At 70.2% G+C, this 18,274-nt stretch carries 16 protein-coding genes; 4 read left to right on the top strand and 12 right to left on the bottom strand.

Annotation, left to right across the window (positions count from 1 at the left end):
• Positions 1 to 12: 12 nt before the first annotated feature.
• Positions 13 to 1,236 (bottom strand): alpha/beta hydrolase family protein, encoded by a 1,224-nt coding sequence (locus tag ACZ6ZD_RS10635; RefSeq protein ID WP_465670523.1) that lies wholly within the window; start codon positions 1,234 to 1,236, stop codon positions 13 to 15.
• A 126-nt stretch (positions 1,237 to 1,362) separates the two neighbouring features.
• Between ACZ6ZD_RS10635 and ACZ6ZD_RS10630 the strand changes: the two genes are divergently transcribed.
• Positions 1,363 to 2,208 carry a carbohydrate kinase family protein gene (locus ACZ6ZD_RS10630; protein ID WP_465670521.1) on the top strand — a complete coding sequence of 282 codons (846 nt, stop codon included), beginning with the start codon at positions 1,363 to 1,365 and terminating at the stop codon, positions 2,206 to 2,208.
• On the opposite strand, the gene ACZ6ZD_RS10625 is transcribed toward ACZ6ZD_RS10630, so the two are convergent.
• Positions 2,165 to 2,845: an SDR family NAD(P)-dependent oxidoreductase gene (locus tag ACZ6ZD_RS10625; protein WP_465670519.1), complete on the bottom strand. Its 681-nt coding sequence runs from the start codon at positions 2,843 to 2,845 to the stop codon at positions 2,165 to 2,167. The two genes, ACZ6ZD_RS10630 and ACZ6ZD_RS10625, sit on opposite strands and share 44 nt — an antisense overlap.
• A 34-nt stretch (positions 2,846 to 2,879) precedes the next feature.
• The gene (locus ACZ6ZD_RS10620) at positions 2,880 to 3,563 is read right to left on the bottom strand and encodes an NUDIX hydrolase (RefSeq protein ID WP_465670517.1); all 684 of its coding nucleotides are present in this window, start codon (positions 3,561 to 3,563) and stop codon (positions 2,880 to 2,882) included.
• A gap of 76 nt (positions 3,564 to 3,639) precedes the next feature.
• Between ACZ6ZD_RS10620 and ACZ6ZD_RS10615 the strand changes: the two genes are divergently transcribed.
• The 3 genes from ACZ6ZD_RS10615 to ACZ6ZD_RS10605 all read left to right on the top strand — a co-directional run bounded on the left by ACZ6ZD_RS10615 (position 3,640) and on the right by ACZ6ZD_RS10605 (position 7,686).
• Entirely contained in the window at positions 3,640 to 4,635 is a 996-nt protein-coding gene (locus tag ACZ6ZD_RS10615; protein ID WP_465670515.1) for an SPFH domain-containing protein, read from the top strand.
• A 121-nt stretch (positions 4,636 to 4,756) separates the two neighbouring features.
• Entirely contained in the window at positions 4,757 to 5,575 is an 819-nt protein-coding gene (locus ACZ6ZD_RS10610; RefSeq protein ID WP_465670513.1) for an NAD(+)/NADH kinase, read from the top strand.
• A 158-nt stretch (positions 5,576 to 5,733) separates the two neighbouring features.
• A complete protein-coding gene (locus tag ACZ6ZD_RS10605; RefSeq protein WP_465670511.1) occupies positions 5,734 to 7,686 on the top strand; it encodes a CocE/NonD family hydrolase in 1,953 nt (650 codons plus the stop codon).
• Between the two features lie 100 nt (positions 7,687 to 7,786).
• Here the strand turns inward: ACZ6ZD_RS10605 and ACZ6ZD_RS10600 are convergent, their stop codons facing one another.
• From ACZ6ZD_RS10600 to ACZ6ZD_RS10560, 9 genes are read right to left on the bottom strand one after another with little or no spacing between them, the layout of a single operon-like run.
• Positions 7,787 to 8,971, bottom strand: coding sequence for a glycosyltransferase (locus tag ACZ6ZD_RS10600; protein ID WP_465670509.1), 1,185 nt, complete (start codon positions 8,969 to 8,971; stop codon positions 7,787 to 7,789).
• Entirely contained in the window at positions 8,961 to 10,871 is a 1,911-nt protein-coding gene (locus ACZ6ZD_RS10595) for a glycosyltransferase (RefSeq protein WP_465670507.1), read from the bottom strand. Before ACZ6ZD_RS10595 ends, ACZ6ZD_RS10600 begins: the two co-directional genes overlap by 11 nt.
• Positions 10,868 to 12,169, bottom strand: coding sequence for a nucleotide sugar dehydrogenase (locus tag ACZ6ZD_RS10590; protein ID WP_465670505.1), 1,302 nt, complete (start codon positions 12,167 to 12,169; stop codon positions 10,868 to 10,870). Before ACZ6ZD_RS10590 ends, ACZ6ZD_RS10595 begins: the two co-directional genes overlap by 4 nt.
• Positions 12,170 to 12,179: 10 nt before the next feature.
• Complete coding sequence (locus ACZ6ZD_RS10585; protein ID WP_465670503.1) at positions 12,180 to 13,340, bottom strand: acyltransferase family protein; 1,161 nt, start codon at positions 13,338 to 13,340, stop codon at positions 12,180 to 12,182.
• 4 nt (positions 13,341 to 13,344) lie between these two features.
• A complete protein-coding gene (gene wecB, locus ACZ6ZD_RS10580) occupies positions 13,345 to 14,397 on the bottom strand; it encodes a non-hydrolyzing UDP-N-acetylglucosamine 2-epimerase (RefSeq protein ID WP_465670501.1) in 1,053 nt (350 codons plus the stop codon).
• Entirely contained in the window at positions 14,394 to 15,389 is a 996-nt protein-coding gene (locus ACZ6ZD_RS10575; RefSeq protein WP_465670499.1) for a Gfo/Idh/MocA family protein, read from the bottom strand. The genes wecB and ACZ6ZD_RS10575 overlap by 4 nt, the downstream gene beginning before the upstream one ends.
• Before the next feature lies 1 nt (position 15,390).
• Positions 15,391 to 16,482, bottom strand: a complete 1,092-nt coding sequence (locus tag ACZ6ZD_RS10570) for a DegT/DnrJ/EryC1/StrS family aminotransferase (protein WP_465672668.1) — start codon at positions 16,480 to 16,482, stop codon at positions 15,391 to 15,393.
• Positions 16,479 to 17,090 carry an acyltransferase gene (locus ACZ6ZD_RS10565; protein ID WP_465670497.1) on the bottom strand — a complete coding sequence of 204 codons (612 nt, stop codon included), beginning with the start codon at positions 17,088 to 17,090 and terminating at the stop codon, positions 16,479 to 16,481. Before ACZ6ZD_RS10565 ends, ACZ6ZD_RS10570 begins: the two co-directional genes overlap by 4 nt.
• The gene (locus ACZ6ZD_RS10560) at positions 17,087 to 18,274 is read right to left on the bottom strand and encodes a hypothetical protein (RefSeq protein ID WP_465670495.1); all 1,188 of its coding nucleotides are present in this window, start codon (positions 18,272 to 18,274) and stop codon (positions 17,087 to 17,089) included. Before ACZ6ZD_RS10560 ends, ACZ6ZD_RS10565 begins: the two co-directional genes overlap by 4 nt.

The raw sequence follows: 18,274 nt of genomic DNA, 5'->3' as shown, positions 1-18,274 counted from the left end.
CCGGCAGACCGATCAGGGGATGAAGCGGGTCTCGGGGAGTGGGTGCCGCCAGATGGCGGGGCGCTGGAGCCCGCGGAGGTGCTGGTCGAAGAAGGCGGGGAGGTAGGTGTTCAGGGCTTGGAGGACGTGGTTGGGGTTGGCGGTGCTGATCGTGTTGGCGACGAGTGCGGGCGGGACGGTGAAGAAGCGCTGGAACCAGGGGATCAGCACTTGGTGGTCGATGAAGCTGTAGTGGGCGCCGTTGGGCAGGTTGAGGTCGCGTTGCCAGCCGGTCGAGCGTTCCCAGAACATTCGCCAGGACGGGTCGGTGCGGTGGGACTGCGGGCCGCCGTTCGGGCCGGTCTTGCCGGTTCCCCAGAGGAGGAACGGGCGGTCGGTGCCGGCGGCGACGGTGGGTGATTGGGCGGGGTCGGCGTACCCGTAGCCGAGGGTGCCGTCGAGGTTGACGCCGGCGCGGACGCGGCGGTCGACGTGCATGACTTCGGCTGCGGTAATGCCGCCGGCGGAGTGTCCGAACGCGCCGATTCGCTTGAGGTCGAGGATGGCGCCGAGGCCGCGCGGGAGTCGCCTGTTCGCCGCGTCCGGGTTCACACCGTGCTGCAGCCGGGTCAGCGCGTCCAGGACGAACCGTACGTCGTCCACTCGGGTGGCCATCGCCGTCCGCGCGTAGCCGTCCTCTGGCAGGGTCTGGACCGCCAGGCGGCCGCCGGGGAACTCCACCACGCCGACCTCGTAGGTGTGGTCCACCGTCACGACGACGTACCCACGGCTGGCCAGCTCGGTCACTACTACCGAAGCCAGCCCGCGCGGTACGCCGAAGCCATGTGAGAAGAGCACTACCGGATACCGGCCCGTCCGGACCGGTGCGGCCAGCCGTCCATGACTCCGAGCTCCGGCCCAATCGACCGTTCCGACCGGCTGCTGCAGGGCCCCTGCTGCGTCGCGTCCGTATGCCTCGGCGGTCAGCGGCGGCAGGTAGGCCGCCCGCTCACCTACGGGCCGGGCTGGGTACCAGACGCTCACCATCAACTCTCGGACTCCGCCTACCCATGGGTCGCGCCGGCTGTGGTCGACGAGGTGCATTTCGGTCGTACCGACGGCGTACGGGCCGGTCGGCCGCGGAAACCGCAGCTGGACCGGCGGACGCTTGCCGGGAGTGGCGAGGGCCGGTGTGCCAAAGGCCTGCGAGACGGGGAGGGCGAGGGCTGCGGTCAGTACGCCGCGTCGTGTGAGCATGCGTCGACTGTCACCTGAGGTGAGGGTTCCGCACATCTGGCGAGAGATGCCTGTTGTGGGTGACGAAAGTCGGGTATTACGGGTGGGGTGGATGTGTTGGTGGTGGGTGGTGCTGGGGTTGACACGGTGGTGCGGGTACCGGAGGCGGGTTGGACGCGGGAGACCGTGCCGGTGGAGCCGATAGAGGTCTATGTGGGGCACACCGGGCACGGAGTGACGTTGGGGTGTGATCTGCTCGGGCTACGGGCCGGTCTGGTCGATGTGCTCGGCGACGACGCCGAGGGCTATCAGGTACGACGCCTGTACGAAGAGCTCCAGCTGCCGCTGAACGTCGTCCTCCATCCCAGCGGGACGCGCCGATCGGTCAACCTGGTCACTCCGGACGGCCAACGGATGTCGTACTACGACGGCCGGCATCCGAGCGGTCTGCGCGTCCACCCCGACCTGTGGCGGCCGGGCCTCGCGCACGCCCGGCACGTGCACGTCTCGATCATGGACTTCGCCCGCCACGCACTCCCCGACGCACTCGCGACCGGCTGCTCGATCTCCACCGACCTGCACGACTGGGACGGCCGCAACGACTACCACCGCGACTTCGCGACCGCGGCCGACATCGTCTTCGTCTCCGCAAGCGCCCTACCGGACGACGCGGTCAGTTGGATCTTCGGCCACGGCCGCGCACAGCTGGTCGTCGTCCTGGCCGGTGCGGACGGCAGCTACCTACACCTCCCTGGCGAGCCGCCACAACACATCCCCGCCGTCCAGCTCCCGGACCGCCCAGTCGTCGACACCAACGGCGCCGGAGACGCCTACGTCGCCGCCTTCCTCGCCCGCTGGCTGGACGGCGTCAGCTGGCACGACGCCGCCCGCGCCGGAGCCATCGCCGGCGCCTGGGCCTGCGGCTCCCTCGGCACCCACACCAACCTGATCACCGCCGAGCAGCTAGCTGCTCGAAGTGGAACGCCCGGATAAAGCAGTCCCGCGGCTGGCCAACCGCAAACAACACACAGTCGACGACGGACTGCGCAGTCAGCTCCGCACCGGTCTCCCGCGGACCCTCCTGGACGAAGTCCGGTGGAAAGAGCGAGATGACGCGGACGCCGTCCGGCCGGAGGCGCTCGGACAGGATCTCGGCGTACCCGGCCTGGGCGTGTTTGGCCGCGTAGAACGCCGCATGCGCACTCGACCGATGCTGGCCGACCTCACCTGCGGCCGAGATCAGGTTGACGATGTCGCCGCGGCCCGACGTCCGTAGCAGTGGCAGCAGGCGCTCGGTCAACAACACCGTCCCCGTTGCGGCGCCTGCGATCGCATCCGCGATCTCCGCCGGCTCCGCGGTCTCACCCAGGTACTGCGCCCCGCTGTTCACCAGTACGTCGAGGCGCTCAACTGCCAACCCAGCAACGGATTCCGGGTCCGACAGATCCAGCACGGCAGCTGCGGCTGACCCGCCGGCAGCCCGAACCAGCTCCGCCGTCTGCTCTGCCGCCGCCAGCGTCCGTGCGGTAGCCAACACCTGCGCACCCCGCGCCCCGAACGCCGTCGCCAACAACCGCCCGGTGTCTCGCCCGGCTCCAGTCACCAATACCCGCAGTCCATCCAGGTTCACCCGAGGAACTCAAGCACCTCAAGTTCGCTCGAAGTCAACCTCGGGTCATGGGTGGGTGGAGGGTGGTGGCGGCGCCGCGGCGGAAGAGTTGGGCGGGGCGGCCGCCGTCGCGGGTGGTGGTGGCGCCGGAGGGCTCGACGAAGCCGGGGGTCTTGGTGACCTTGCGGTGGAAGTTGCGGGGGTCGAGGGGGGCGCCCCAGACGGCTTCGTAGATGGTGCGGAGTTCGGAGATCGTGAACTCGGGGGGACAGAAGGCGGCGGCCAGCGGGGAGTACTCGAGTTTGGCGCGGGCGCGTTCGACGGCGTCGGTGAGGATGCGGTGGTGGTCGAAGGCCAGGCGGGCCGGGTCGGCCAGCAGGTCGGGGGCGGCGACCCAGCGGGCCGATTCGGCGTCCGTGCCGGCGACGGGGGCCGGGAGGTCGGGGACGAGGGCCAGGTAGGCGACGCTGACGACGCGGCCGCGGGGGTCGCGGTCGGGAGCGCCGTACGTCGCGACCTGTTCGAGGTGGATGCCGGTGGCGTCCAGGCCGGTCTCTTCGGTGAGCTCGCGGCGGGCGGTCGCCTCGAGATCCTCGGCTGGGCGGACGAACCCGCCCGGCAGCGCCCAGCGGCCCTGGTACGGCGCGATCCCGCGGCGGATCAGCAACACCTGCAGGGCGCCGTCGCGGACGGTCAGGATGACCAGGTCGGTGGCCAGGCCGAGGGGCTGGAAGTCCATCACCCCACTCTAATCGTCACCTTGACGAAAAGTCACCTCAGGCCTTATCGTCAAAGTGACGACAAGGAGTACGACGATGGCAGACATCACCCGCTTCCGCTTCATCAGCCACCTGCGGGCCAACCCGACCACGCACGTCCGGCACCTGCGCAACGGGCGGGTCGCGCACGACGGCGCCGGGCAGGCGTTCTGGTTCCGCGCGCTGAACTCCTCGCTGAGCGAGATCCCGATCGACGACCGCGAGCAGCCGCTGCTGTTCCACGGGCGGACGCAGGACTTCCAGGACGTCGCGGTCCAGGCGACAGTCACCTACCGCGTGGTCGACCCGGCGCTGGCCGCGACCCGGCTGGACTTCGGGATCGACCCCGACACCGGCCAGTGGCGGGCGACCCCGCTGGAGCAGCTCGGCGGTCTGCTGACCGAGCTGGCCCAGCAGACCGCGCTCGATCTGCTGGCGCGGATGAGCCTGACCGAGGCGCTCTCCGAGGGGATGACCGAGCTCCGGCGCGCGGTCGGCGCCGGACTGCGCGAGGACCAGCGGCTGACCGGGCTCGGGATCGGCGTCGAGGATGTCCGGGTGGTCGCCGTCCGGGCCGAGCGGGACGTCGAGAAGGCGCTGCAGACTCCCACCCGGGAGATGGTCCAGCAGGCCGCGGACAAGGCGACGTACGAACGCCGCGCGATGGCGGTCGAGCGGGAGCGCTCGATCGCCGAGAACGAGCTCCAGAACCAGATCGAGCTCGCCCGCCGCGAAGAGCAACTCGTCAACCAGCGCGGCCAGAACGAACGCACCCGCGCCACCGAAGCCGCGGCCGCCGGCCAGATCGAGACCCAGGCCGCCGCTGCCCGCCAGCGCGCCCTCGCCGAATCCGAAGCCGACGCCAAACGCGCCCTCGGCGCCGCCGAAGCCGCAGCCCAGCAGGCGATGCTCGACGCCTACGCCGACCTCCCCCAGTCCACCATCCTCGCCCTCGCCATCAAAGAAGGCGCCCTCCCCGACATCGGCACCCTCAACCTCACCCCCGACCTCCTCACCCCCCTCCTCGCCAAACTCACCGACCACTCGTCATGAACAAGCAGCCGAACGGGCGGGGCCGTCACGGGGCAGCCTCGACTGCTCAGGGTGGAGGTGTGGGGTGAGTTTGCCGCCGCGGGTGGTTTTGGTGCATCGGGCTACTGAGTTGAGTGAGTTGGTGGCGCGGCATGGGACTCGGCAGCAGGCGGGGTTCTTCTTGAAGGGGCGGGGGCGGGATCTGGGGGAGCTGGACGGGCGGCACCTGGCTCAGCAGGAGGCGTTGGCGGGGGTTTTGGGGGCGGTGCCGTTGGACTGGCGGCGGGCTGTGGTGGAGCGGGGGGATCTGGATCGGTTCGGGTTCGGGCCGGAGGACGTGGTGGTGGCGGTCGGGCAGGACGGGTTGGTGGCGAATGTGGCCAAGTACTTGGATGGGCAGCCGGTGGTGGGGATCAACCCGGAGCCGGAGCGGAATCCGGGGGTACTGGTGCCACATGCGCCCGGGGAGATCGGGCGACTGCTGGCGACGCGGGAGGTGACCGAGCGGACGATGGTGGTGGCCACGGCGGACGACGGGCAGCAGTTGATCGCGCTGAACGAGGTGTACGTCGGGGACCGGACGCACCAGTCGGCGCGGTACCGGCTGCACTCGCCTGACGGCTTACCGGAGCGGCAGTCGTCGTCCGGGGTTCTGGTGGGCACGGGGACCGGCGCGACGGGGTGGTGCCGGTCAGCTTGGCAGGAGCGGCGCAGCCCGATGGTGTTGCCGACGGCGACCGATCCGGTGTTGTGCTGGTTCGTGCGGGAGGCCTGGCCGTCGCCGGCGACCGGGACCGACCAGACCGAGGGCCTACTGAAGGCGCCGGACACGCTGACGCTCACCGCGGAGTCCGATCTGGTGGTGTTCGGCGACGGGATGGAGTCCGACACCCTGACCATCACCTGGGGGCAGCGCCTCGAGATCGGGGTCGCCCCGGTCAAACTCCACCTGGTGGTCTGAGGCGAAGTATTACCCGTGCTGTGCACGAGAAGTGATCACCCGAACGAGAAGCGTGCTGACAACGATCGCCATCCCCGCTTAAGGTGCGGGGACGACAACGGCCCTTTCGAGGGGAGGGCCGTGGTTTCGACCCAACCGCTCACAGGGGAGAGACACGCATGCGCAGAAGTCGGTTCCGGACCGGGACCATCCTGCTTGCCGCGGCCGCGCTGGTGCCGGCGGCGGCGCTGACCGCGACCGCACGCCCGGCCGAGACCGCGGCCAGGCCGCCGGCGAAGCCGTTCGTCGAGGGGACGAAGACGGTGGCGGCGTACGACTACGACAACGCGATTCGCGAGCGGATCGCGGTCGACGTCCCGAAGACGGACAACGACGCGAACGGCGTCACCGACCAGATCACCGTGGACATCATCCGGCCGGGTGAGGCCGCGGCGGCCGGGATCGACGTCCCGGTCATCATCCAGGCGTCGCCGTACTACGCGGGCGACCCGCGGAACTACTTCGACGACAAGGGCGTCCGGCAGATCTACGGCAGCTGGCTGGACAACTACTTCGTCCCGCGCGGGTACGCCGTCGCGTTCGTCGACATGCCCGGGACGCACCGCTCGACCGGCTGCACCGACGTCGGCGGCGACTACGAGGTGCTCGGCACCAAGGCCGTGATCGACTGGCTGAACAACCGCGTGCCCGGCTACAACCCGGACGGCAGCAAGGCGAAGGCCGACTGGTCCACCGGTAAGGCCGGCATGATCGGTACGTCGTGGAACGGCACGATCGCCAACTCGGTCGCCTCGACCGGCGTCCGCGGCCTGGAGACGATCGTCCCGATCGCCGCGATCTCCAGCTGGTACGACTACACCCGCGGTCACGGCGTCCCGTTCTACGACGCGTACATGGAGTTCCTGTACGACTACGTCAGCAACGACAAGGAACCGCGCTGCGTCGAGCACAACGCCGAGGTCGAGGCGGACTCCGACACCCCGACCGGTAGCTACAGCAAGTTCTGGGATCCGCGGAACTACAACCTGGACGCGAGCAAGGTGCGGGCCAGCGTCTTCGCGATCCACGGCCTGGACGACGAGAACGTGAAGACCCGGCACTTCGGCGAGTGGTGGGAGGCGATCGCCAAGCGCAACGTGCCGCGGAAGATCTTCCTGCACCAGGGCGTGCACCTGGACGGCTTCAGCTTCCGCGACGCCTACGTCGACCAGCTGCACCCGTGGTTCGACTACTGGCTGCAGGGCCTGAAGAACAACGTCATGAAGCAGCCGCAGGCCACGATCATGCGTGAGGACGGCAGCTACACGACCGAGGCCCGCTGGCCGGCCGCCGGCGTCAAGCAGACCAAGCTGAACCTGAGCAAGGCCAAGGGCGCCAAGGCCGGCGGCCTGTCGATCGCGGCCGCGTCCAGCGACCCGGTCAGCTTCACCGGTACGGCGCAGCCGTCCCAGGACTCCGTCGTCCTGGACCCGACCGCGACGCGGGCCGACCGCGCCGTCTTCCTCAGCGACGAGCTGGAGAAGGCCGTCCGGATCAGCGGCACCGGCAAGGTCTCGGTCCGGTTGAAGTCGAACAAGGTCGCGTCCGGGATCAAGGCCCGGATCGTCGACTACGGCACCGACACCCGCTACGCCAACGTCAGCAACGTCCCGAACACCAGTGTCTGCTGGGGTGACGGCAACGAGCTCGACAAGGGCTGCTACGCCCAGACGCAGATCAACACCCGCGTCTCGGACACCGCGGTCGTCATCCGCACCCTCGCGGACGTCGGCCACTACAAGACGCTCAACCGCAAGGAGTACCTGCAGTCGAACAAGTGGTACGACCTGAGCTTCGAGCTGAACGCGGACGACATCGTCTTCAAGGCCGGCCACCGGCTCGGCCTCGTCCTGACGGTCGAGTCCGACAACCCGTCGACGCCGTTCACCGGCGCGACGCTGACCCTGGACCCGAAGCACTCGTCCCTGACGCTCCCGCTCACCGGCTACACCGCCGCCCTGGACACCGCGGGATCCCCCCAGGCCCGGGTAGCCGCCGACTCCCTGGCCCAGCCCGAGCCGGAGAAGGACCCGCTCAAACTGATGGAGCAGATGGTCGAGGCGTCCCGCTGAGCTAGTTCCGCCAGCCCATCACAATCGCCGTTCGGCGCCCCGACGCAGGCTGCGTCGGGGCGCCGCGGTGTGATTGTGATGGCGTGGCGGAACGTAGGCCTCAGGCGGTGGTGCGGGTGTTGGCCAGCTCGGCGTAGGCGGTGACGAGGGTTTCGGCGTCGTGCTCCCAGTTCAGCTCGTCGGCGGCGGCGCGGATGCCGGCCGTGTACGTCGAGTAGGAGTCGATCAGGGCCCGGACGGCGGCCGCGAGCGAGCCGGGGTTGCCGGGCTGGTACAGCGTGCCGAGGTCGTGCGCGGTGACGACCGAGCGCAGCTCGGGGAGGTCGGCGGCGACGACCGGGACGCCGGCCCGGACGGCGTGGAAGAGCTTGTTCGGCAGGGCCAGCCGGTGGTTCTCACAGGTGTTCGTGAGCGTGACCAGCGAGATGCCGTACGAGCGCAGGGTCTCGTCGACCTCGTCGATCGAACGCTCCGCGACGACCTCGACCGTGCCCAGGTCCAAGCGGTAGTTGGGATCCACCGACCCCATCAGCACGGTCTTGAACGGCGCGAGCTGGCGCGCGGCCCCGACCACGGTCGGCAGGTCCCGGCCGGCGCCGACGCGACCGGCGTACAGCAGGCCTTCGGGGTGGTCCAGCGGCGTGGGGATGAAGTCCGGCCGCGGGAAGGTGTTGCGGACGACGCGGACGTCGGCCAGGCCGCGGTCGCGCAGCCGAGCGGCGATGCCGTCGGAGACGGTGAAGACGACCCGCGCCTTCGCGGCCAGCTCGGCCTCGAAACGGCGGCCACGGGCCCGCCACAACGGCGTCGGCCGGCCGGGCAGCGCGCGGTCGAACCACAGCTCGTGACTGTCGTAGACCAGCACCGCCTGCCACCGCTCGGCGAACTCTGCGGCCAGCTCGAGGGTGTTGAAGTCGTGCGCGTGCACAACGTCGAACGGCCCCGAGGCCGCGACCGCCGCGGTGGCGTCCATCCGCCATTGTTTCTCGGTCCGGTTCCGGTGCTCGGGCAGTAGCAGCCAGCGCCCGAAGCGCTTCGCGAGCACCTTCGGCCCGCGCCGCCCGTGCCCGACCGACAGACCGCCGCCACCGGCCCGCAGCCCGGCGGACCGCGAGACCGACTCGACGGTGATCCCGCTCCCGATCGAGAACCCCTCGGGCACGTCGCGCCCGATGATGTGAATCGTGTGTCCGGCGTCCGCCAGCGCGGTCGCCTCCCGAAGGATTCGCGAGTCCCCCGCGATGGGGGACTGAGCGATCATCAATACCCGCATGTCACCTGCCACCGAGGAAAGGTAGCAGCGCGTCGACCGCTCTGCGCCCATCGTGTACGTCCCGGACGTACGCCGGGCCGCCGTCAGCCAGTTTCCGGGCGGTTTCCCGCTCGGCGACGAGCCGCTCGATCACCGCGCCGATGTCGCCAGGATTCGCCTCCACGATCGGCAGCTCGGTCGGCAGCTGCGCGCGGACGCGGGCGGCGACATGGCCGACCGTGACGCGCCCGGCCGCCATCGACTCACACGCGAAAACGCCGTACGAGCCCAGCGTCAGCTGGTCGATCACGATGTCGGCCTCCCGGACGAGCTCGGTCAGCTCGGCGTGCGGCACGCCTTCGACGCGCTGGTACTCGATCAGGCCGCGCTCCTGCAACGCGGTCAGCGCCGGGTCGACGTACGCCGAGCCCTTCAGCGCGCTGCTGGACGGCGCGTGCAGGACGACGGGGACGTCGCGCTCCAACACCGGCCGGCTGGACGCGAAGGCCGTCACATCGACCGTCAGCGGCAGCCAGCTGCCGTTGTCGACGAAGTCGAGCAGGTCAGGGGTGGTGACGAAGACCGGGCCGTCGTACGTCGCCAGCTGGGCGCGCGTCCGGTCCACCTCCGCCTGCAGCTGGGCCGTCAGCGGATCGCTCGGATCCTGGAACGGCGAATGTTCGAACAGCTGCCGGTGCCGCGCCGGATCCCGGATCTCGGAGCCGTGGAAAACCAGCCCGTGCGCGATCCCCGATCGATCCAGCGTCGGGACGTCGACCAGCCAGCTCTGCCCGGGCAGCTGACCGAACATCGGTCGGCCGCGCTCGAACAGCACGTGGGTGACCTCCGACAGCGCGTACGCCGTCAGCTCGAACTGCCAGCGCAGATCGGACCGGTACTGCTCGTACGTACCGCGCCGATGCGCCGGGAAGGCGTACTTCGTGTCGCTCGTCGCCAGCGTCTCGACCGCGATGCCGGGCACCGCCCGCTCCACCGCCTGCGACCACATCCAGGCCTGCCCGGCGACGTTGGCCGGGCCGATCAGCAACCGCCGGGACTGCGCCGACGGCTCGGGCCGCTCGACCGCCGCGATCGGGCGGCCGGTCAGCTCGGCGTACACCGCGCGCAGCTCCTCCCCCGGTTTCAGCGCGCGGTCGACCCGCCCGAGGTACTGCCGCTCGTGATTGGCCCAGGCCCGCACGGCCCGACGGCTCCCGGTCGGCCCGTCGCCAGCGGAGTACACGGCCTGCAGCGACCGCTTGCTCAACTTCGCGCGACCGACCGCGCGGGTGGCGACGCCGAGGACCTGGACGCCCTGGGCGTGGACGACATCCGGCTCCAGCCGATCGACCAGATTGCCGAAGGCGAGCTCGAGGTCGAGTGCCTCGGGGTGGATGCGCTGCCAGGGCGCCGGCCAGCTCAGCCGATCGACGAGTGAGTCGTAGGCCCGCCAGCCGCCGCGGAACGGCACGTCAGCCTGCCGGCCGACGGCGTTCCGCAGACCTTTGGCCGCACGGAAGAAGAACCACCCGGCGCCCCGAACCTGCCGAGAGATCCGGCCGGCCGCGCTGCCGCCCTGGTTGCCAGCTTGCTCGTGCCCGGCGTCGGCCTGGAGCTCGGCGACGCCGAGTTTGGCGCGCAGAGAACGCGCCGTGTACGTCGTTTGGTGCTTGTACCCGACCAGCGGGGGACGCCAGTCCCGGCGGGCGGCACGGCGGCGCGACCGCTCGTCCCGGAGCCGGTACGGGACCGACACCCGGACGATCAGGGCGCCGTCGAGAACTTCCTTCGACGGCTCCCCGGTGGCCGAGACCCCGAGCACAGTGACCTGTGCCCCGGTCTCGGCCAACACCGCAGCCTCCCTGCGGACTCTGCTGTCACCGGTGACGTCGTCCGCCACCAGCATCACGACCCGCAGGTCGGGGTGGCTCACTGCCGAACGGACCTTCCGATCACGATCCGACGGACGCCCGCCCACTTCGCCGCGTCCGTACGGTCACGGCCGTCGACGAGCACCTGCACGCCCGGCAGCTCGGCCGGCGTCAGCTCGGCGTACTCGGCGTGGTCGGCCTGCAGGACGGCGGCGTCCACCGGGGCGCCCAGCGCGTACGGCGTGAAGCCGAGGCCGGTGAGCTCCTCGTCGGTGTACATCGGGTCGTGCACGAAGACCTCGGCGCCACGGCCCTTGAGCGCGTCGACGGCCGGGAAGACGCCGGAGAACGCGGTCTCCTTGACACCGCCGCGGTACGACGCGCCGAGGACGACGACCTTCGCGCCCTTGAGGTCGCCGTACGCGCCCTCGAGCAGGCCGATGGTGTAGTCCGGCATGCCGGCGTTGGCCTCGCGGGCCGCGCGGACGACGGTCGCGTCGGGGTCGGTGTACAGGTACAGCCGCGGGTAGACCGGGATGCAGTGGCCGCCGACGGCGATACCGGGCCGGTGGATGTGGCTGTACGGCTGCGAGTTCGACGCGTCGATCACCTGGGTGACGTCGATCCCGTTCTGACCGGCGAAGCGGGCGAACTGGTTCGCCAGGCCGATGTTCACGTCGCGGTACGTCGTCTCGGCCAGCTTCGCCAGCTCGGCGGCCTCGGCGGAGCCCAGGTCCCAGACGCCGTTCCCCCGCTCGAGGTCCGGACGGTCGTCGAAGTCCAGCACGGCCTCGTAGAACTCGGTGGCCCGCTTGGCGCCCTCGTCGGACAGGCCGCCGACCAGCTTCGGGTACTTGCGCAGGTCCGCGAAGACGCGGCCGGTGAGCACCCGCTCCGGCGAGAACACCAGGTGGAAGTCGGTGCCCTCGGTCAGGCCGGAGATCTCCTCCAGCATCGGCTTCCAGCGGTTCCGGGTGGTGCCGACCGGCAGCGTGGTCTCGTAGGAGACCAGGGTGCCCGGGGTCAGGTGCTCGGCCAGCGAACGGGTCGCGTTCTCCATCCAGCCGAACTCCGGCTCACCGGTCTTCTCGTCCACGAACAGCGGGACGACGATCACGACGGCGTCGCTGTTCGGGATCGCGTCCGCGTAGTCGGTGGTCGCCCGCAGGCGGCCGTCGGCCACGGTCTCGGCGAGCAGCTCCTGCAGGTGGTCCTCACCCGGGAACGGCTCCTGGCCGGCGTTCACCAGCTCGACGAACTTCTCGTTGATGTCGACACCGACGACCTGGTGACCCTTGGACGCGAACTGGACCGCCAACGGCAGGCCGATCTTGCCTAAGGCAACAACACTGACTCGCACGACAACTCCACTAGGTAGTGATTCTTGAACGGGAGCCTCGGAGCTTCAGTTCCAGCGGATGCTCGACGAACCGGTAGAGCAGCCACGAGGCGAGGATCGATACGGCGCCGACACCGGCGTACCAGATCAGGTTCGACCACGAGACCGCTTCCGCGGACCCGTGCAGCTCCCTGATCCCGTACAGGATGGTGGCGTGCACCAGATAGAAGGAGTACGACCACTGGCCGAGTGCGACCAGTGGTTTGCTCCGGAGGAGGGACCGGCCCCCGCGCAGGTCCCGGGCGGCGACGACCAGGATCAGGAAACCGTAGAGGAGAGTCAGGATCTCCTTCTGCAGCAGGCTGATCTCGGTCCCGAACGGCACCTTGCCGGGGTGCCGGAAGGTGTAGGCGAGGACGAGCAGGCCGGCGCCGATCGCGAGGTAGCCCAGCCAGGCCGGCAGCCGCGTCGTCCAGCCGGAGCGCAACGCGATCGCCAGCGCGACCCCGACCAGGAACGCGACCGTGTGCAGCAACGGCGGCGGCAGCGTCGGCAGCTCGGCCCAGTGGTACTGCGTGAGCCGGTAGGCGGCCGCGATCGCGAGCGCGGCCGCCGCGAGGACGAGCGCGCCGATCAGCTTCATCCGCGCGGTGATCCGGTACAGGAACGGGAAGAAGGCGTAGAAGAACGCCTCGATCGACAACGTCCAGGACGCCGGGTTACCGCCGTACAGGATGTTGGGGTCGTTCGACCAGCCGTTCAGCAGGAACAGCGACAACACGATCGCGGTCATCGCGACCGGCTTGATCCAGAACAGGTTCTCCGGCGGATCGAACCGGTAGAACACGAACAGCGCCGGGATCAGCGCGACCACGTGCGCCGGGACGATCCGGGCGAACCGGCGGCGGTAGAACGTCGCCGCCGACGTCCCCGGCCGGGCCGACCAGGTGAGCACGAACCCCGAGAGCACGAAGAAGAACGTCACCCCGGAGGTGCCGAGCTTCAGGAACTCGCGGATCGGCAGCGGCGCCAGGTTCCCCATGTGGTGGGTGAACACGAAGAACGCCGCCCACCAGCGCAGGCCGGTCAGCGACTCGACGCGCGGTGAAACGACGTTGGCTGCCGTGGCCGAGGCGGCCTGTTCAGGATTGTCCTGAACAGGCCGCACCCGGTCCCCGGCAGCCATCGTCATCGAACTACTCGGCGAGGGCGGCGACCACGCGGTCGGCCGCGTGCCCGTCGCCGTACGGCGTCGGACGCTCGCCGGACGGCGCCGTCCGGGCCGCCAGCTCGGGGAGCTTGCTCACGTCCATGGTCAGGACGTTCCAGCCGGACTCGACGGTCTCGACCCACTCGGTCTCGGGGCGCAACGTGGTGCAGACGCGGCCCAGCAGGAAGGCCTCCTTCTGCAGACCACCGGAGTCGGTGACGACACCGGCCGAGCCGAGGACGGCCTGGACCATCTCCGGGTAGGCCAGCGGCTCGCGGACGTGCAGCGAACCGTCCGGACGCTCCAGCTTGATGCCGTGCTCCGCGCACTTGGCGACCAGCCGCGGGTGCGCCAGCAGGACCACCGGGCGCCCGGCGTTGGCCAGGCCCTCGATGATGCCGGCCAGGTGCTCCGGGTCGTCGGTGTTGTCCGGCCGGTGGATCGTCGCGACCAGGTACTCGCCCTGCTTGAACGGCAGGTCGAACGGCTTGTCCTGGACGGCGTCCCGGACCCGGAAGCAGACGTCGGTCATGACGTCGCCGACCAGCCGGGAGCGCTCCTTCAGACCCTCGTTGGCCAGGTGGTCCATCGCGACCTGGGTCGGGGCCAGCAGGATGTCGGCCGCGTGGTCGGTGAGGACGCGGTTGTGCTCCTCCGGCATCCGCCGGTTGAACGACCGCAGACCGGCCTCCAGGTGCGCGACCGGGAGGTGCATCTTCACCGCGGACAGCGCGCCGGCGACCGTCGAGTTGGTGTCGCCGTAGACGAGCACCCAGTCCGGGCGGTGCTCGTCCAGGACGGCGTCCATCGCGGACAGCATCGCGCCGGTCTGGACGCCGTGGCTGCCGGAGCCGACGCCCAGGTGGACATCCGGCGCCGGGATCTTCAGGTCGGCGAAGAACACGTCGGACATGTTCTTGTCGTAGTGCTGACCGGTGTGCACGATCACGTGCTCGTGGTCGGTCGCGGCGAACGCCTCGGCGATCGGCGCGAGCTTCACGAACTGGGGACGCGCCCCGACGATGCTCAGAACCTTCATGCGCTGGTGACCTTGATCATCCGGTCCTCGGCGGCCGACTGGATGACGGCCTCGGCGACGGCGACGGTCGCCAGGCCCTGGGCCAGGGTGACGATATCGGCGTCCTTGCCGAGGACGGCGTCCCGGAACTGCTCGTGCTCGGTGCGCAGCGGCTCGGGCTTGCTGATCGCGTAGCGGACCATGTCGCCCTCACTGACGCCGCGGAAGTGCGCGACGTCGTCCCACGCGGTGGCGACCGTGCCGTTGGCGTGGAAGGTCAGGTCGGCGGTCAGGGTGTCGGCGATGAACGCGCCCTTCTCACCGGTGACGACGGTGAGCCGCTCCTTCATCGGGGACAGCCAGTTGATCAGGTGGCTGGTGACGGTGCCGTCGGCGAGCTTGCCGGTGATGGCGATCAGGTCCTCGTACTGGCGGCCCGACTTGTGCGCGCTCTGCGCGGAGACCGTGACGAACGGGGACTGCGTCACCCACGCGGTCAGGTCGATGTCGTGCGTGGCCAGGTCGAGCACGACGCCGACGTCCGCGATCCGGGCCGGGAACGGGCCCTGCCGGCGGGTGGTGATCTGGTAGATGTCGCCCAGCTCGCCGGCCTCGAGGCGGACCCGGAGCGCCTGCAGCGCCGGGTTGTAGCGCTCGATGTGACCGACCGCGCCGACCAGGCCGGCCGCCTCGAACGCCTTGGCGATCTCGGTGGCCTCGGCCGAGGAGCCGGCCAGCGGCTTCTCGATCATCGCGTGCACGCCGGCCTCGGCCAGCGCCTTGGCGATCTCGGCGTGGTACTGGGTCGGCACCGCGACCATGCAGTAGTCGATGCCTTCGGCAATCAACTGCTCGATGGTGGAGTGCACCGGACGACCGCCGGCGACACCGAACTTGTCACCGCCCGGGTCCGCGACGGCGACCAGGTCGACGCCTTCGAGGGAAGCCAGCACGCGGGCGTGGTGCCGGCCCATCATGCCGAGGCCGATCAGGCCCGCCTTCAGGTTCGCCATCTCACGCACCAGCCTTCGCCACGGTGTTCACCGCGGCCACGATCCGGTTCAGGTCGTCCTCGGACAGGGACGGGTGGACCGGCAGCGAGAGCACCTGCTGAGCGGCCTTCTCGGTCTCCGGCAGCTCCAGCTCGCGCTGGAACGACGGGAGCCGGTGGTTCGGGATCGGGTAGTAGACGCCGCAGCCGACGCCGTACTCGGTGCGCAGCGCGTTCGCGAAACCGTCGCGGTCCTCGGTGACGCGGATCGTGTACTGGTGGTACACGTGCGACGCCTCGTCGGCGACCGCGGGGATACCGACGCCGGCCAGGTTCGCGTCCAGGAAGGCCGCGTTCTCCTGCCGCTGCTTGGTCCAGCCGCCGACCTTGGTCAGCTGCACGCGGCCGATGGCGGCGTGCAGGTCGGTCATCCGGTTGTTCAGGCCGACGACCTCGTTCTCGTACTGCTTGAGCATGCCCTGATTGCGGAACAGCCGCATCCGGCGCTCGAGCTCTTCGTTCGCGACCGAGTTCATGCCGCCCTCACCGGACGTCATGTTCTTGGTCGGGTAGAGGCTGAACATCGCGAAGTCGCCGAAGGTGCCGACGGGCGCGCCGTTCCAGGTCGCGCCGTGCGCCTGCGCGGCGTCCTCGTAGATGGCGATGCCGTGCTTGTCGGCGATCGCCTGCAGCGCGGTCATGTTGGCCGGGTGCCCGAACAGGTGCACCGGCATGACGGCCTTGGTCTTCTCGGTGATCGCGGCCTCGACGGCGGCCGGGTCCAGGCAGAAGTACGTCGGCTCGATGTCGACGAAGACCGGGGTCGCGCCGGTCAGCGCGACGCTGTTGGCGGTCGCGGCGAAGGTGAAGGACGGGACGATGACCTCGTCACCCGGACCGACACCCGCGGCCAGCAGGCCCAGGTGCAGGCCCGACGTCCCGGAGTTGGTCGCGACGCACGCCCGGCCGGAGACCAGCGCTGCGCCGAACTCCTGCTCGAACGCCGCCACCTCAGGACCCTGGGCGAGCATGCCGGACTGCATGACACGGTCGACAGCCTCGCGCTCCTCCTTCCCGATGATCGGCTTCGCGGCCGGAATCGGCTGCACCATCAGTTCTCCTCCTGTGCTTCATCGGCCGGCCGCAGCCGTCCGTCGGTTTCGATGTACATCGCGCCCGTCTGCGGGCACTTGAACTCGCCGTTGCCCACGTCGAGCAGGGGTACGCCGGCTTTGCCGACCCACTTGAGGAACCGTGCCGGGACGCCCGCGACCAGCGCGAAGTCCGGAACGTCCTTGACCACCACGGCGCCCGCGGCGACAGTCGCCCAGCGGCCCACGGTGACAGGCGCCACGCAGGTGCTGCGCGCGCCCAGCGAGCAGCCCTCCTTCAGCGTGACCCCGACGGGCTCCCAGTCGTGGCCGCTCTTCGGCGTGCCGTCCGGGTTCACCGCGCGGGGGAAGTAATCGTTGGTCAGCACCACGGCCGGGCCGATGAACACGCCGTCCTCGAGGGACGCCGGCTCGTAGACCAGGGCGTAGTTCTGGATCTTGCAGTTGTCGCCCATCCGGACCCCGGTCCCGACGTAGGCGCCGCGGCCGACGATGGTGTTCTTGCCCAGCACCGCGTTCTCGCGGACCTGGGCCAGGTGCCACACCGACGAGCCGTCGCCGATCTGGGCGCGCTCGTCGACATCGGCCGTCGGGGCGATTCGGGTGCTCACAGGGTCTCCTTCTCGGTCAGCCAGTGGCTGAGGACTTCGGCTGCGCGGCGGCCGTCGTGCAGCTCCGCCACGAAACCGGGCCCGGCCGCTGCCTGGGCGGCAGCGGCCTGCGGGTTCGCGACGAGATCGCCGACGACGTCACTCAGCGTGTCGTCGTCCGCCTCCACGATCGGTACCTCTCGCCCAGTCAGACTACGCACCCTTTTGCGTAGCTCCGAACCGACGTAGGAGACGACGATCCGGCCCGCGGCCAGGGCCTCGGCCGCGGCGACGCCGTACAGGCCAATTCCCAGCTGGTCCACAACGATGTCGGCGCCGCCGATCACGGCCGGCATCCGATCGTGCGGTACGCCGGTGACCCGGCGGTACTCGATCAGGCCGCGCTCCTGCAGACCGGTCAGCACCTCGTCGATCCGGGCCGAGCCCTTGAGTTTGGAGTTCGACGGGACGTGGACGACGACCGGGCGGTCACCGGCGAACAGCGGCTGCGCCGCCTGGGCCCAGGGCACGGGGTCGATCGAGACCGGCAGCCAGGTCGCGCCCGGGACGTCGATCAGCAGGTCGGGGGTGGAGACGAAAACCGGCAGGCCGAGGCGCTCGATCAGCTCGGCGTGCTGCCGGGCCTGGACCTCCAGCTTGTCGGTGAGCTCGTCACCGGGGACGAACGGCGAGAACCGCTCGCGGGCCGCATGCCGGCTGGGCAGCCGGATGTCGGAGCCGTGGAACAGCAGCGCCACGTCGATGTCGGCGGCCCGCATGGCCGCGATGTCGGCGGCGGCATCCGGGTGGCCGTGGTAGCCGAGCAACGGACGCAGCGACTCGACGAGAACGTGGGTGTACGTGCCGAGAACGTGGTCGCGCTGCGCGCGGGCCCAGCGCGACTGGCTCCACCACGGCAGCGGTACGCCGTAGTCGTCGGCGAACCGGAACCCGCTCGACTTACGCAGCGCGAACGACAGCGCGTCGACGCCGGGCAACGAACGGGCCGCACGAGCCCAGGCATAGCCCTGACCGGCGGAGTTGGTCGGGCCGACCAGCAGCCGCACCGGAGCCGCACTCGCCGGCGGGAACTCCGGCAACGGGGCGTACGCGTAACGCAGACCACGCAGACGCGCCCGGACCGCCTTCGCGGTCCGGGCAACTGGCGCCGGCAGGTGGTCACGCATCGAACGCGACACCGTCAT

It is taken from the genome of Kribbella sp. NPDC104218 (assembly GCF_055584105.1).
The sequence above is the reverse complement of the archived record's forward strand: the minus strand, read 5'-3'. Positions and strand labels throughout refer to the sequence as shown.

Bases quoted from the DNA above. Each gene is read 5' to 3' on its own strand.
- ACZ6ZD_RS10575 (WP_465670499.1), bottom strand. From the start codon at position 15,389: ATGGCGAACCTGAAGGCGGGCCTGATCGGCCTCGGCATGATGGGCCGG.
- ACZ6ZD_RS10585 (WP_465670503.1), bottom strand. From the start codon at position 13,340: ATGACGATGGCTGCCGGGGACCGGGTGCGGCCTGTTCAGGACAATCCT.
- ACZ6ZD_RS10560 (WP_465670495.1), bottom strand. From the start codon at position 18,274: ATGACGGTGTCGCGTTCGATGCGTGACCACCTGCCGGCGCCAGTTGCC.
- wecB (WP_465670501.1), bottom strand. From the start codon at position 14,397: ATGAAGGTTCTGAGCATCGTCGGGGCGCGTCCCCAGTTCGTGAAGCTC.
- ACZ6ZD_RS10605 (WP_465670511.1), top strand. From the start codon at position 5,734: ATGCGCAGAAGTCGGTTCCGGACCGGGACCATCCTGCTTGCCGCGGCC.
- ACZ6ZD_RS10615 (WP_465670515.1), top strand. From the start codon at position 3,640: ATGGCAGACATCACCCGCTTCCGCTTCATCAGCCACCTGCGGGCCAAC.
- ACZ6ZD_RS10620 (WP_465670517.1), bottom strand. From the start codon at position 3,563: ATGGACTTCCAGCCCCTCGGCCTGGCCACCGACCTGGTCATCCTGACC.
- ACZ6ZD_RS10635 (WP_465670523.1), bottom strand. From the start codon at position 1,236: ATGCTCACACGACGCGGCGTACTGACCGCAGCCCTCGCCCTCCCCGTC.